The sequence below is a fragment of the Pseudoalteromonas aliena SW19 genome, from assembly GCF_014905615.1.
Taxonomy (GTDB): domain Bacteria; phylum Pseudomonadota; class Gammaproteobacteria; order Enterobacterales; family Alteromonadaceae; genus Pseudoalteromonas; species Pseudoalteromonas aliena.
On record NZ_AQGU01000022.1, the window covers coordinates 179,647 to 193,964 of the forward strand.

Annotated in this window: 14 protein-coding genes; 7 read left to right on the forward strand and 7 right to left on the reverse strand. The window is 38.9% G+C overall.

Annotation, left to right across the window (positions count from 1 at the left end; genetic code table 11):
- Positions 1-23: 23 nt before the first annotated feature.
- A complete protein-coding gene (gene murU, locus PALI_RS03030; protein WP_193154879.1) occupies positions 24-689 on the reverse strand; it encodes an N-acetylmuramate alpha-1-phosphate uridylyltransferase MurU in 666 nt (221 codons plus the stop codon).
- Complete coding sequence (locus PALI_RS03035; RefSeq protein WP_193154880.1) at positions 686-1,699, reverse strand: aminoglycoside phosphotransferase family protein; 1,014 nt, start codon at positions 1,697-1,699, stop codon at positions 686-688. Before PALI_RS03035 ends, murU begins: the two co-directional genes overlap by 4 nt.
- Before the next feature lie 111 nt (positions 1,700-1,810).
- Between PALI_RS03035 and lptD the strand changes: the two genes are divergently transcribed.
- The 7 genes from lptD (at position 1,811) to PALI_RS03070 (ending at position 10,551) form a co-directional block, all read left to right on the forward strand.
- Positions 1,811-4,057, forward strand: coding sequence for an LPS assembly protein LptD (gene lptD, locus PALI_RS03040; RefSeq protein ID WP_193154881.1), 2,247 nt, complete (start codon positions 1,811-1,813; stop codon positions 4,055-4,057).
- 39 nt (positions 4,058-4,096) lie between these two features.
- Positions 4,097-5,392, forward strand: coding sequence for a peptidylprolyl isomerase SurA (gene surA, locus PALI_RS03045; RefSeq protein WP_193154882.1), 1,296 nt, complete (start codon positions 4,097-4,099; stop codon positions 5,390-5,392).
- A gap of 2 nt (positions 5,393-5,394) precedes the next feature.
- Positions 5,395-6,393, forward strand: coding sequence for a 4-hydroxythreonine-4-phosphate dehydrogenase PdxA (gene pdxA / locus PALI_RS03050; protein WP_193154883.1), 999 nt, complete (start codon positions 5,395-5,397; stop codon positions 6,391-6,393).
- Positions 6,383-7,189 (forward strand): 16S rRNA (adenine(1518)-N(6)/adenine(1519)-N(6))-dimethyltransferase RsmA, encoded by an 807-nt coding sequence (gene rsmA / locus PALI_RS03055; protein ID WP_077536923.1) that lies wholly within the window; start codon positions 6,383-6,385, stop codon positions 7,187-7,189. The genes pdxA and rsmA overlap by 11 nt, the downstream gene beginning before the upstream one ends.
- Entirely contained in the window at positions 7,173-7,562 is a 390-nt protein-coding gene (apaG, locus tag PALI_RS03060) for a Co2+/Mg2+ efflux protein ApaG (RefSeq protein ID WP_138583877.1), read from the forward strand. The genes rsmA and apaG overlap by 17 nt, the downstream gene beginning before the upstream one ends.
- A gap of 16 nt (positions 7,563-7,578) precedes the next feature.
- Positions 7,579-8,397 carry a symmetrical bis(5'-nucleosyl)-tetraphosphatase gene (locus PALI_RS03065; protein WP_193154884.1) on the forward strand — a complete coding sequence of 273 codons (819 nt, stop codon included), beginning with the start codon at positions 7,579-7,581 and terminating at the stop codon, positions 8,395-8,397.
- A 138-nt stretch (positions 8,398-8,535) separates the two neighbouring features.
- On the forward strand, positions 8,536-10,551 hold the full coding sequence (locus PALI_RS03070) for a methyl-accepting chemotaxis protein (protein ID WP_193154885.1): 2,016 nt from the start codon (positions 8,536-8,538) through the stop codon (positions 10,549-10,551).
- Between the two features lie 578 nt (positions 10,552-11,129).
- Here the strand turns inward: PALI_RS03070 and PALI_RS03075 are convergent.
- The 5 genes from PALI_RS03075 to rplU all read right to left on the reverse strand — a co-directional run bounded on the left by PALI_RS03075 (position 11,130) and on the right by rplU (position 14,045).
- Positions 11,130-11,513, reverse strand: a complete 384-nt coding sequence (locus tag PALI_RS03075; RefSeq protein WP_193154886.1) for a DUF3718 domain-containing protein — start codon at positions 11,511-11,513, stop codon at positions 11,130-11,132.
- 77 nt (positions 11,514-11,590) lie between these two features.
- On the reverse strand, positions 11,591-12,082 hold the full coding sequence (gene folA, locus PALI_RS03080) for a type 3 dihydrofolate reductase (RefSeq protein WP_193154887.1): 492 nt from the start codon (positions 12,080-12,082) through the stop codon (positions 11,591-11,593).
- A gap of 72 nt (positions 12,083-12,154) precedes the next feature.
- Positions 12,155-13,306: an Obg family GTPase CgtA gene (gene cgtA, locus PALI_RS03085; RefSeq protein ID WP_077536917.1), complete on the reverse strand. Its 1,152-nt coding sequence runs from the start codon at positions 13,304-13,306 to the stop codon at positions 12,155-12,157.
- A gap of 153 nt (positions 13,307-13,459) precedes the next feature.
- Positions 13,460-13,717, reverse strand: a complete 258-nt coding sequence (rpmA, locus tag PALI_RS03090; RefSeq protein ID WP_002957747.1) for a 50S ribosomal protein L27 — start codon at positions 13,715-13,717, stop codon at positions 13,460-13,462.
- Positions 13,718-13,733: 16 nt separating this feature from the next.
- Entirely contained in the window at positions 13,734-14,045 is a 312-nt protein-coding gene (gene rplU, locus PALI_RS03095; RefSeq protein WP_024611650.1) for a 50S ribosomal protein L21, read from the reverse strand.
- Between the last annotated feature and the right edge of the window lie 273 nt (positions 14,046-14,318).

A 14,318-nucleotide genomic window follows, 5' to 3' on the forward strand; every position in this document is an offset into this window, starting at 1 on the left:
AAATAACTACCTTTTAGTAAATTTTATGTATTGGCTAGCGCTAAGCGCTCATTAAGTGCCACTAAACGCTCGGGCGTACCTATATCATCCCACTGACCAATATAGAGTTCGGTTGAGATTAAACGTTCACTTAATTTTTTACGCAATATTGGCCCAAGTGGACAGCTACCCAGTTCAATACCTTTAAAAAAGTCCGCTTGGTAACGACTAATACCTGAGAATGTATATTTTGGACTTTCGGGCGATAAATGGCTTAACGTAAAATCTCCCTCAGAGTTATGTGGTGGATTTTCTATTAATACTATATGCGCCTCACCTGGTTGTAGGTGCAACTGAGCAAGCGAGCTGACATCGTAATCGGTAAATACATCGCCATTAATAACAATAAATGAATCCCCCAGTAATGGTAGCGCTTGAATAATGCCACCAGCAGTTTCAAGCCCTCCCTTAATTTCTTGGCTGTACTCTATGCTTACACCAAACTGGCTACCATCTTTAAAGTAATCTTTAATTTTATCACCTTGCCACGCGAGATTTATTACAATACCCTTAATACCGGCGGCTTTTAAACTATTAATGTGGTGCTCAATCAGCGGTTTTCCAGCCACTTTTAGCATAGGCTTTGGCATGTTTTGGGTAAGCGGCATCATGCGTTGTCCACGCCCTGCGGCTAGAATCATCGCTTTCATTTGCGCTCCTTTGCTAACTTTTCAATCACTTTTGGCACTATGCTATTTTTAGTCCAATCACTCAACGCTTTAAGCTCGGGATAATTAGCCGCTACCTCAATGATGTAATCAAGAGTAGGTAAAATATTGTCTAAATAGCCGGCCTTACCATCGCGTAAATATAATCGACAAAAAATACCTGCCGCTTTTAGATGGCGTTGCAGGCCCGTTAAATCAAACCAATATTTAAACTCATTAAAGGAAGTGTTAGCCACTAAGTTTTGACGAGTAAACTCACCGTAACCAAATTCAAGTAAAGTTGTTAGCTCATATTTTGGTAATTTAAAGTAACAATCGCGTAGTAGCGATACAAGATCATAGCAAAGCGGACCGCGAACTGTATCTTGATAATCTATAATTGCCCATTGACCATCGCTATTCATTATATTGCGGCTATGGTAATCGCGATGCATTGTTACCGTAGGTTGAGCTAACATGACCTCAATTAAAAGCTTGCAGCTTGCTTGCCACATTGTTTGCAGTTGGGTATTTGACTCTAAGGTTGATTCAAGATCTATAAAATCATTAACTAACCATTGTTTAAATATATCTAATTCAAGCGTAATAAAATCTTTGTTATAAGCTTGCATATATGGCGATGCCGGTGTTTTTGCCCACTGCGCACTTAAAGTAATTAACTGTTGATAGTACGTGACCCTATTTACATCATCGAGCATATCAGCCAAATGTGTACACCCTAAATCAGTCAATATAAAAAAGCCCTGTGTTTCATCACTGGCTATAATATGAGGTAATAAAAACCCCTGTTCAGTGAATACAGTATTGAGCAGTATATAAGGAGTGTTATTCACTTTTTGTGGATCTGAGTCCATCACTATAAAACGCTCATTAGCGTAATTTAAACGATAATAACGCCTAAAGCTCGCATCTGCCGTAATAGCCGTTAAGGTAGCTACCTGAGTATTCAAGTGTGTGTTTATAAATTGTTGTAAATTTTTAAAGCGTGTCATTTTATAAGATATCTACTTTTCACTAAGTTAATTAGGTCAATTACTGTATTTGCCATTATTTTCCTTTATTATGTCTAACCTAAATAAAATAAAAAACATTAAGGTCTATAAATGAGCAAAACCTGGGGCATATTGATGCTAAGCGTTCTTAGCGCACCATCGCTTGCCGAAACTGAATTTGCGCACAAATTTTGTGGCACTTCAATGCAAACCAGAGCTTGGCAACCGCTTCCAGGTCTCAAACTTGGTACCGTTGACATTAAAGCTGATGATGTAGAACTCTTGGGTACCCAAAGCGCTGAATTTACCGGCAATGTTGATATTAACACCGTTAAGATGAGTTTGTCCGCACAAACCGCCCTGATAGACAAGCAACGCGGTTTATTAAATGCAACAGGCCCAATTACTTACCGAGATACTATTAGCCAAATAAGCAGTGCGGGCTTAAACGCTGACCTAAATAATTCAGAAGTTAGTTTGCTCGGTGCAAACTACAGCTTAACTGAACAACAAGGCAAAGGCGGTGCTGAAAAGCTATCAATTAATGAGTCTGGCTTAATGCTCATGAATGCAAGCTTTACTGCTTGCCCTGGCGAAACCCCTGCATGGGAAATTGAAGCTGACGAAATTAATTTATTGCGCGAGGAAGGCTGGGGCGAAACACATAACGCTATACTACGTATTCTTGATACACCCGTTTTATATTTGCCATATTTCACTTTTCCCCTTGATGAGCGCCGAAAATCTGGCTTACTGACACCAAATATCTCAAGCTCGGATAAATATGGACTTGAGACAATAACGCCATATTACTGGAATATTGCACCTAATTTAGATGCCACCATTACGCCACGCTATATGTCGCGCAAAGGCCTGCAACTACAAACAGAGTTTAGATATTTAACAGAGCAACACGAAGGCTTAGTCGGTATAGAGTACTTAAACAAAGATGACTCTGAACCCGATCTTGGTGAACGTTACATGCTTCATTGGCAACAAAGAAGCTATGTAGGTGAGAACTGGCGCGCCAACGTTGATATCAGTAACGTAAGCGATGATAACTATATTACTGATTTAAAATCTAACTACGCCAGTAAAACTGACACCCAATTATATCGCACAGGTTCATTAACTCATCTCGGCGAGACGTGGCGTACAGATATTAAAATACAAAACTTTGAAGTACTAGGTAATCATTTAAAGTCATATACCGCAATACCACAAATTAACTTTACGCAAACAGCACCGTGGCGCCTTGATAATTTTGATTTAAGCATCGCTGGTGAAATAAGCCATTTTACGAATGATTCAGCGGTTATTGATCAAGCAACACGTGTTCATATTGAACCTAAAGCACGCTTTGATTATAAAGAGCATGCATGGTCTTTTTTGTCTGAAATAAGTTTATTGCAAACAAACTATAAACAACATGGTGATTTAGAAGGAACACAATACCGCGAAAGCATATCTCGAACGATTCCAAAAGTTCGCTTATATTCTCAACTCAATTTTGAGCGTGATACATCCTATTTTATTGAAGATGGTATTCAAACCCTGGAGCCACAAATTCAATATTTGTATACAACCAATAAAGATCAATCTGATATTGGCTTATTTGATACCACTAAACTACAAGACGATTATTACGGTTTATTTAGAGACGTTCGCTTTTCGGGGGTTGACCGTATTGCTGCTGCCAACCAATTCACTCTTGGTGCAACAACACGCTTGTTCGATAAAAAACAAGAAGAGGTATTTAACTTTAGTGCCGGACAAATATTCTATTTAAGTGATTCAGCTAAGCCTACAGAGCAAGGGCTAGCTTCTGGTACTAATTACAATGCATTATTTGCGGCACAAACCATGTTACATTGGCATCAACGTTGGTACTTCTCTGGCGGTATTCAATATGATACCGATAGTAAACAGATGATCCAATCAAATGCGACCTTAGATTATAAAGGTGACAATAATCAACTAGTACAATTGAACCATCGCTATGCAAATGATGTCTCAGGAAATACAATTGAACAAGCAGGCGTTTTTACAAGCATTCCAATTAGTGACGAATGGAAGTTTATTGCAAGCTATCATCGTGACCTTGATAATAATAGAAGTGTTGAAGTATTGAGTGGCCTGCAGTATGAATCATGCTGTTGGGCATTCCAAATTACTGGCCATCGTCAAATTGAAACAGATTTGAACCAGTCAATAGGACAAGAGCAGGCAACTTTTGATTCAAGCATTCGTTTGAATTTTGTATTAAAAGGGCTTGGTAGTAAAAACAGTTACGATGCACAAAAATTATTACAGCAAGGTATTTTTGGTTATCGTAGACCGTATTTTCTTAATAACTAATATCACAATAGTACTATTAGCAAGAGTAGTAAAAAGAATATGAATTTAAAAAAATTATTAACATCAGCAGTTTTAAGTGTCAGCCTTTGCCAAAGTGCAGTAGCAGTTCCGGTAGAGATTGATAAGGTTGTAGGCGTTGTAAACGAAGGCGTGATTTTAAAAAGCGAAGTTGACACCATTATAAACCGTGTTAAAAAGCAAGCCAAAGAGCAAGGTCAACAACTGCCTAAAGACAAAACACTTCGTGTGCAAGCAATTGAACGTTTAATAAACCAAACACTAATGTTGCAAATGGCTAGCCGTATGGGCCTAGAAATATCTGATAGCCAACTTGATCAAACATTAGCAAGCATTGCGAAAGATCAAGGCGGTAACATTGCTGATTTACGTGGTACCATTGAAAGCTCAGGCGAGAGCTTTCAAGCATACCGTGAAGAAATCCGCAAAGAAATTACGACGCAACAAGTAACACGTGCAAACGTAGATCGTCGCATTTACATTAGCGAGCAAGAAGTTGATAATCTCTTAAAAATCATGGAGAGCCAAGGTCAAAATACTGAAGAGTATGACATTGGTCATATCCTTATTGATATCCCTAACAATGCAAGCGCTGATGAAATCGCTGATGCTAAGGTTCGTGCAGATAAAGTCATTGAGTTTTTGCAAGACGGCCAAGAATTTAAACGTATTGCAATTTCTTCATCTAGTGGTTCAAAAGCACTTGAAGGCGGACAACTTGGTTGGATGGGCATCAATGAGATGCCGTCATTATTTGCGGAAGCGGTAAAAGGCAAAAAAAGCGATGCTATTATCGGTCCACTTCGTTCTGGTGCTGGCTTTCATATTATTAAAGTTCAAGAAATCCGTGGACGTCAAGCTGTTGAAACAACTGAAGTTAAATCTCGACATATACTGATTAAACCATCAATTATTTTAAGTGAAGAAAAAGCACGTAATATGCTTATTGGTTTTGCCAAAGAGTTGCGCGCAGGCACTGCAGATTTTGCCGAGTTAGCTAAAGAACATTCTGAAGATCCTGGTTCAGCACTTAAAGGCGGTGAATACGACTGGACCGACCCAACAACATACGTTCCAGCATTTAAAGATGCCCTACTTTCACTTAATCAAGATGAAATTAGCGAACCGTTTAGAACACAATACGGTTGGCATATAGTTCAACTATTAGGTAAGCGTGTGGCTGATAAAACAGACTTAGCCAAACGTAATCGTGCACACAGCATGCTATTTAACCGTAAATTTAAGGAAGAAAGCTTTAATTGGCAGCAAGAAATGCGCGAGCAAGCTTACGTAAACATTCTTCCTACAGACGAGTAAATATGACTTTACGAATTGCCATTACTCCAGGTGAGCCTGCGGGCATCGGCCCAGACTTGCTACTCACGCTTGCTCAGCAAGCGTGGGATGCACAGCTTGTTGTTATTGCCGATAGCTCACTACTCAAAGAGCGCGCAAAACACCTTGGTTTATCTATTAATTTAATTAAATTTGATGAGAATAAGCCAGCATTACCCGCTCCAGCAGGTAGTGTATACATAGATCAAGTTGATTTAGCTGCTAAGGTAGAGCTTGGTGTGCTGAACGATGCCAATGGTCAATATGTGTTAGATACTTTGCGCATAGCAAGTGAAAAAAATATGAATGGCACATATGATGCGATTGTTACTGGGCCCGTGCATAAAGGCATTATTAACAAAGCTGGCATCTCGTTTAGCGGTCATACAGAGTACTTTGCACAGCAATCAAATACCGCTGATGTGGTGATGATGTTAGCAACTGAAGGGCTAAGGGTTGCACTCGTAACAACCCATATACCACTTGCTTACGTATCACGTGCCATTACCGAAGATAGGTTAATCAAAGTTGCTGGGATTTTAAATCACGACTTACAAACTAAGTTTGGTATCGACAAACCTCGAATATTAGTGTGTGGATTAAACCCGCATGCAGGAGAGGATGGCCACCTTGGACGTGAAGAAATAGAAACGATTACTCCAACACTCGAAATACTGAGAAGCCAAGGAATGAACCTAATTGGCCCTTTACCTGCCGACACTCTGTTTCAAGATAAATATTTATCGCAAGCAGATGCTGTACTTGCTATGTATCACGATCAGGGTTTACCTGTGCTAAAATACAAAGGATTTGGTAAATCGGTGAATATAACGCTCGGCTTACCATTTATTCGCACCTCAGTTGATCATGGTACTGCGCTAGATTTAGCCGGTGCAGGTACAGCTGATGTTGGCAGTTTTGAATTAGCGATCCGCGAAGCAATTAAGCTCGCCCAAGAAAAAGCACAAATCAATGACCGATAAAGTACATTTAGGACACCGCGCCCGTAAACGTTTTGGGCAAAACTTTTTATTCGACGAAATGATTATCGATAAAATAGTCTCTGCTATCGATCCTAAACCAGAAGACAACTTAGTAGAGATTGGCCCAGGCCTTGGCGCAATTACAGAACCTGTTGCTGAGCTAAGTGGCCATCTAACGGTTGTTGAATTAGATAAAGATTTAGCACAACGTTTAATTGAGCATCCTTTTTTAGGTCCTAAGCTAACAGTAAACCAAGGCGATGCAATGACGTTTGACTTTGCAAGCTTAGTTAGAGATGACAAAAAATTAAAAGTGTTTGGTAACTTACCTTATAATATTTCAACACCATTATTGTTCCACCTTTTTGAGTTTGCTGACAATATTGAACACATGCATTTTATGCTACAAAAAGAAGTAGTAAAACGTATGGTGGCAGGTCCTGGCAGCAAAACGTTTGGTCGTCTAAGCGTAATGACTCAATATTACTGTAACGCAATGCCAGTAATAGAAGTTCCACCTGAGTGTTTCAAACCTGCACCTAAGGTAGATTCGGCTGTAATTCGCCTAATCCCTAAGAAACCAGAACAACGCACTGCAAAAAGCGTTAAGATTTTAAATACGGTTTGTCTAGAAGCCTTTAACCAACGTCGTAAAACATTACGAAACAGTTTAGGTAACCTGCTAACCGCTGAAGAGCTTACCAGCATTGGAATAGATGTAACATTACGTGCTGAACGCTTATCTTTACAACAATTTATTGATATAGCTAACTGGATTTATGACAACAAGCAGTAATATTGGATCACCTGTAAAAGTATCGGTAGAAACATTTTACGTAGAAGGCCAATCACAACCTGAAATTGAAAAATACGTATTTGCTTATTCGGTAACAATTAGAAATCACAGCCTTTGTAGTGCTAAATTACTCAGTCGATACTGGTTGATAACAGATGCAAATGGTAAAGAAATTGAAGTTGAGGGTGAAGGAGTTGTGGGTGAAATGCCCACAATCGGGCCTGGGGAAAGTTACAAATACACGAGCGGTGCTATACTCGATACGCCAGTAGGTACAATGCAAGGGCATTATACTCTGCGTAACGAATTTGGTTCTGAGTTCCAAGCCCCTATTAACGTGTTTCGTTTGGCATGTCCTAATATTTTACATTAAGTAATGGCTATATCTGATGGCTGATTATGCGATAGGCGATTTACAAGGCTGCTTTAGTGAGTTTAACGCCTTACTGCAACGAGTTGACTTTAATCCCAGTAAAGATCATCTTTATTTGGTGGGCGATATAATAGCACGAGGGCCGGACTCCCTAGCTTGCTTAGATTATATTTATAAACACCAAAATAGCGTAACCATCACTCTTGGCAATCATGATCTGCACATGATTGCCTGCCATTATCTTAATAAACCCGCCAACCCAAAAGATAAACTCGCTCCAATATTTGATAGCAATAAACTACAGCGCTATATTAGTTATTTGCAAACTCAACCACTTGCATTATATTTAGAAAAACACAATAGCTTTATATCTCATGCTGGACTCAATCCTGATTGGTCAGTTAAGCAAGCTTTAAAGCATGCGCAATTTGCACAGACCTGTTATCAATCAAATAACGCTAAAATGTTTTTCAAACTGATGTATCAACCTCATCCTATAGCTTGGTCAAGCGCTCTCGATGAGTTTGAAAAGTTTCGATACATAGTTAACTATTTCACTCGGATGCGCTTTTTAACACAAGATAATAAATTAGAACTTAATGCAAAAGGCGCAATAACTCAAAGTAACACTTTAATCCCTTGGTTTTGTCATCCAAATATTTACAATGTAAAACAAGACATTGTTTTTGGTCATTGGGCTGCTCTTAAAGGTGAAACTGGTTACAAACACGTACATGCTTTGGATACAGGCTGTGTATGGGGTAACAGCATGACCTTAATCGAACTCGCGAATAAAAAAAGAATTACCGAAAAATCTCATCTTTTGTCTAAATAAACTGAAAAAAAACTGTACATCTGTTAGGTTTGTAGACTAAGAGTTAAAATATAATTAAATATATTGTTGTTAATTACTTAACTTATCAGCATAAATGCCGATAAGTTTTAAATGAAGTACTTTTGAGTGGAAATCCATATGAATCTAACTGTAAGGCAACGTATCTGGGGTGGTTTTATATTCATCACACTTTTACTTTTAATAATTGGTGGCAATTCTCTAATAAAAATAGCCAATATTGACCGTTCTACTCAAAAAGTGAACCTCTTATCGCTTCCTGCATTGAACAAGAGTTCTGAGCTACAAGCCGAATTTATTTTAATGAGTAAAGCTGCCCAAGCTAGCTTTTATACCTCGTCAACAAGTGAGCTGGAGCCAATAAAAAAACGTGTACTAGAACAAAAAAAGCTATTCGATACGCTTCATAGCGAACTACAGGCTGTTGTTAAAGAAGATCCCGTGCTAAGTCAAAACAGCCAAAATGTAGAAAAAACATATTTAAGCTTTTTAGGCACTGTTGAGAACTTAATCGCAGACAAAGGAAAGCAGCTCGCGCTAAACAAAACATTAAAAGCGCAGCTTGAAAAAATAGAGCTTAATGCTGAAGACGCAAACTCTTTGGTTCTTGATATCATTGATATTGATGGATTAGAAGAAAATCACCCTCGCGCATTTCAAGCCGCTAATAATTTAGAAAATAACTTTATGTCGGTTGTAAGTAACAGTACAGATATGCTGACCGTTAAAACACTTAACACTCTCGATATTGTTAAAAATGAGCAAACCTATTACTTAGATGAAGTGATACGCACCGTCGCTTTAATCAAACCAGCTATAGAGCAAAGCCATAGTGATTTATTTGATAGCCTTAAAGGGTTTGTTGATACTCTAGAAAACAACATCAAAGGCAGTAATAGTTTGGCTGCAAATAAAAAGCGGTTAATTGATGCTATTACACTTACAGAAAAAGAACTTGCGCAATCTGAACAAGCAACAAAAATGGCGCTAAATCAAATTGATGAATTAGTTAACCGAGCTAGTGACGAAGCATTTAAACTTCAAGAAGGGGTTCGTAATGATGTAGATTCAGCCAATTTATGGACGTGGGTTGGTATGATCATTGCCACTATTCTTGCCGTTTTCATTGCAGTTATTACCGTAAGCCGAATTACTAAACCGCTTGCAGAAGTTAATCGAATTTTAGATATAGTTGCCAGTGGCGACATGACACAGCGATTAGATGACAGTGCTAAAGATGAATTTGGCGAATTATCGAAAAGCTGTAATACACTAATAGATAGCTTACGCAGCTTAATTAAAGGTATTATTTCTCGCTCTACTCAGCTTGCTGCTGCATCTGAGCAAACATCTGCAATAACAGCGGAGTCAAGCCAAGCAATTCGTAACCAACAAGCCCAGGTTGAGCAAGCTGCAACAGCAACAACAGAAATGAGTAGTACATCGCAAACAGTTAGCAATAGTGCGCAGCAAGCCTTAAGTGAAATTAAGAATGCCGATAAAGAAGCTGAGCGCGTTAAAGGGATTTCTAATAATAATAAAGCAACTATTGAGCAATTAGCTCGTGAAGTTGATGACGCCTCTATGGTTATTAATAAACTACATCAAGACAGTGCATCAATTGGCAGTATACTAGACGTAATACGTGGTATTGCAGATCAAACCAACTTGCTTGCATTAAATGCTGCGATTGAAGCTGCTCGTGCTGGTGAGTATGGCAGGGGCTTTGCCGTTGTAGCTGATGAAGTGCGCTCTTTAGCAAGTAAAACGCAAGAATCTACCCAAGAGATACAATCAATGATTGAATCACTGCAGACTGGCGCAGAAGCGGCCGTAACGGCAATGGGCAAAGGTAAGCAGCGTGCCGTATCGTGTGTTGAACAATCTGATCTTGCAAGCACTGCTCTTGACTCAATCACGTTTGCTGTATCACAAGCACACGATGTTAGTGAAGAAATATCCACTGCCGCGCTTGAGCAGCAGCAAGTAGCCCAAGAAATTAGTGAACGCCTTGAGTCAATTGTAGCGATTGCAGAACAAACAGCTGAAGGTGCAAGTCAAACTAACATTTCGAGCTCTGAAGTTGCGAAACTGGCTGAAGAATTACGCTTATCTGTAGATGCTTTCAAAGTGTAAATTCGAACTTATAACTTAATAAAAAAGCCGTATTTAATCACTTAAATACGGCTTTTTATTTAGAACACTATATTTTAATAGACTCCCCTACCCTTTATGTCATCAACACGTCCTAGTAAATATCTTAACCAGAGTTCAGGTTAAGTAAAAACCGAGCAACAAACAGTTAACTGTCCCTAGAAGAAATCCAAAGGACAGCGCATGCTTGGTGTTTATGCTACGTTATCGCCTATTTATGGGGAATAACCACACCACATAGGCTCTGCCTTTCCTAAATGCCAAACACACTACTGAAAAATTAATCACGAAAGGTCAGGGCTACAACGACGATTAAAAGTAATGTGATTTGTTAAATTCAGAAGGTGACTAGTGGTTGTTATAAAAACTAGGGGGGCGGTCAAGTAAAATAGCGAAGTTTACGAACTGCCTGATGGTGATTATTATGTTCATTGCAGGTGCAATTTTAGCGAGGTGAAAAAATACTATCTTAAAACAAGAACGCTCCAAATAAAGGAGCGTTTTTTATATAGAACCATAACTCATTAACTAATGGATATATGGAGTTTTTCTTTTCTTAATTAAAGGCCCGCACGCTCTTTAATAACAGCAATAAGAGGTGAACCGCCATTACCGCTGCTTTCAGCCCAAGCGATGTCTGCGCCATCTGCAAGCGAGCTCTTCGATAGATTTTTAACTATGTACTCACCTGTGTCAACCGCATTGCTTGCGACAGCATGGCGTAACAAGTTATTACCATTACATTGGACTGCATCATAAATATTGCGAATTTTTACACGAGAACTCTTAAGTTTGCTACGTAGACGATTTTTATCATCAGCAGCAATATACTCACAAATGGATACCGCTAATTGATCGTCAGCATTTACAGGCGCTGTATAAGAAAATGAACCAACTGCAACTGCAACTGCAGCAATAACAACTAACTTTGATAATTTAGACATGATACACCTTTATGGTACTTTATTCCTATGTTGATTGGTCAATATTGTATCAACTAACTAAAGATACCGCAATAATGTTATTTAATTTTGTATAAAGTTACGAATTTATAACTAGATTTGTTTTTTTCATCAGCTTGTTTACTTTCTTCTTCTTTTATTTCCCAATTAGCAACTTTTTGGTAATCAGGAAACTGTGTATCACCCTTAATATCTAAATCTATAAACGTTAAATATAGGCGATCAGCATGCTCTAAAAATTGCTGGTAAATATTCCCACCACCAATAATCATCACTTCTTCCACATCAGCAACTAGCTCTAAAGCAGCCTCTGGTGTTGTAACAATCTCAATGCCTGCCGCACAGTATCTGCTATTTCGAGTGATAATAATATTACGACGACCCGGTAAAGGACGCCCTATTGACTCAAACGTCTTACGACCCATTATTATCGGCTTACCCGTTGTTATTCTTTTAAAGTGCTGTAAGTCGGCGGGTAAATGCCAAGGCATTTTATTCTCTAAACCAATTACACGATTATTTGCCATTGCAGCAATCATTGAAATTACCATTCTAAATACCTAAAACTTTATAATTAAACAAAGAAAAAGGAGCGATTGCTCCTTTTATATAATTAACTGTAATTAACGCTCGTAGACAACTTCCACGTCGTAATCATCTTCATTCCAGTCATCCCAATCATCATCGTCGCCTTTAGTGGCTTTTTTATGATAAGTGTCCCACTTAAACTCAATTTCTTCATCTTTTATTTCAGCAAACTTTTCTTTCGGCATGCTATCTAATAACGTCATGATGTTGTGAATTAAAGGCTGAGTATTGAGTTTATTAATCGCTGAAATGTTATAAATATTTTCAGTCTCTCCAAGCTCTTCAGCTATTTTTTCGCATAAAGCTTTTGCTTCATCCTCAGGTAACAAATCTATTTTGTTGAATACCAACCAACGTGGCTTTTCAGCTAATTTTGGACTGTACTGATGCAGTTCATTAATTATTGCAAAAGCATTATCAATAGGATTTGAACCATCTGCTGGCAGTAAATCAATGATATGTAATAGCACACGACAACGCTCTAAATGCTTTAAGAATTGTATTCCTAGACCAGCACCATCAGAAGCCCCCTCGATTAAGCCTGGTATATCGGCAATAACGAATGATTTATTTGCCTCAGGGCGTACAACACCTAAGTTAGGTATAAGCGTGGTGAATGGATAGTCAGCCACTTTCGGTCTAGCTGCAGATACACTACGTATGAATGTCGACTTACCTGCATTTGGCAAGCCTAGTAAGCCTACATCAGCTAATAGCAGTAGCTCTAGCTTCAGGTTACGTACTTCGCCTGGTGTACCTAATGTTTTTTGACGAGGCGCTCGGTTAGTACTTGATTTAAAACGCGCATTCCCCAAGCCGTGGAAACCGCCTTTTGCAACTAGAATTTTTTGACCATGTTGAGTTAAATCGCCAAGCCCTTCTTGCGTTTCAACATCCATGATACGCGTACCAACCGGCACCATAACAAACAGATCATCTGCTTTTCTGCCAGTACAATTACGGCTACGACCATTTGTACCGCGTTCAGCTCTGTGAAAGCGCTCAAATTGATAATCGATAAGGGTATTTAAGTTTTCATCAGCTTGTAGATAAACACTACCACCGTCTCCACCGTCACCGCCATCAGGTCCACCATCAGGAACATATTTTTCACGACGGAAAGACACGATGCCGCTGCCACCGTCACCAGCTTCTGCGCGAATTTCTACTTCATCTACAAACTTCATGATTACTCACTTTAGGGATTGGCTTGTTAATTTAACTATTATATACCGAAGTAGCCTTTAGAGCACACAACGAAAAAACACTTGGGTATATATTATAAAAGAACTGAAAACAAAAAACCCCGCAAAGGCGGGGTTTTTTAACTACCTTACTGATTACTCAGTTACGATAGTTACGTATTTACGGTTTAAAGGACCTTTCTGTTCAAATTGAACTTTACCATCTGCTTTTGCGAAGATAGTGTGGTCTTTACCGATACCTACGTTAGTGCCCGGGTGAAAACGAGTTCCACGCTGACGTACAATGATGCTACCCGCTAGAACTGATTCGCCACCAAAACGCTTAACACCTAGGCGTTTGCTTTCTGAATCGCGACCGTTACGAGTACTACCAGCTGCTTTTTTATGTGCCATTTCTAAGTACCTCTAATTAAGCGCTAATGCCAGTGATTTTAACTTCAGTGAACCATTGACGATGGCCCATTTGATTACGAGAGTTCTTACGGCGTCTAAATTTAACAATCTTAATTTTTTCACCGCGACCATGTGAAACAACCTCAGCTGTTATCTTGCCACCGTTTACGAACGGTACACCGATCTCAATCTTTTCACCATCAGCAACTAAAAGCACTGAATCAAATTCAACTGCCGCACCAGTTTCAACGTCTAATTTTTCAAGACGAATCGTTTGACCTTCAGTCACACGATGCTGTTTACCACCACTTTGGAAAACCGCGTACATAATTAACTCCGTCTGTGCGCCCTCAAATCGGCGCAACTAAAATATTCTTCGATAGGGCGCGAAGTTTACGCTAATGCAAAAAAACTAGCAACCCTATTTTGTAATTAAAACGAATAAAAAGTAGCTGCATTGAGGACAATTCATTATTTCCTTCATTTTATATTAATTAGCCCTTTTGCCAAGTGCTTTTTAACCATTAGCTAAAATAAACTATCGCAGCTAACTAGGAGCGTTACAGGATAATAATTAAACTTAACTGACAGTGCATTTTGA

Bases quoted from the DNA above. Each gene is read 5' to 3' on its own strand.
- murU (WP_193154879.1), bottom strand. From the start codon at position 689: ATGAAAGCGATGATTCTAGCCGCAGGGCGTGGACAACGCATGATGCCG.
- PALI_RS03035 (WP_193154880.1), bottom strand. From the start codon at position 1,699: ATGACACGCTTTAAAAATTTACAACAATTTATAAACACACACTTGAAT.
- lptD (WP_193154881.1), top strand. From the start codon at position 1,811: ATGAGCAAAACCTGGGGCATATTGATGCTAAGCGTTCTTAGCGCACCA.
- surA (WP_193154882.1), top strand. From the start codon at position 4,097: ATGAATTTAAAAAAATTATTAACATCAGCAGTTTTAAGTGTCAGCCTT.
- pdxA (WP_193154883.1), top strand. From the start codon at position 5,395: ATGACTTTACGAATTGCCATTACTCCAGGTGAGCCTGCGGGCATCGGC.
- rsmA (WP_077536923.1), top strand. From the start codon at position 6,383: ATGACCGATAAAGTACATTTAGGACACCGCGCCCGTAAACGTTTTGGG.
- apaG (WP_138583877.1), top strand. From the start codon at position 7,173: ATGACAACAAGCAGTAATATTGGATCACCTGTAAAAGTATCGGTAGAA.
- PALI_RS03065 (WP_193154884.1), top strand. From the start codon at position 7,579: ATGGCTGATTATGCGATAGGCGATTTACAAGGCTGCTTTAGTGAGTTT.
- PALI_RS03070 (WP_193154885.1), top strand. From the start codon at position 8,536: ATGAATCTAACTGTAAGGCAACGTATCTGGGGTGGTTTTATATTCATC.
- PALI_RS03075 (WP_193154886.1), bottom strand. From the start codon at position 11,513: ATGTCTAAATTATCAAAGTTAGTTGTTATTGCTGCAGTTGCAGTTGCA.
- folA (WP_193154887.1), bottom strand. From the start codon at position 12,082: ATGGTAATTTCAATGATTGCTGCAATGGCAAATAATCGTGTAATTGGT.
- cgtA (WP_077536917.1), bottom strand. From the start codon at position 13,306: ATGAAGTTTGTAGATGAAGTAGAAATTCGCGCAGAAGCTGGTGACGGT.
- rpmA (WP_002957747.1), bottom strand. From the start codon at position 13,717: ATGGCACATAAAAAAGCAGCTGGTAGTACTCGTAACGGTCGCGATTCA.
- rplU (WP_024611650.1), bottom strand. From the start codon at position 14,045: ATGTACGCGGTTTTCCAAAGTGGTGGTAAACAGCATCGTGTGACTGAA.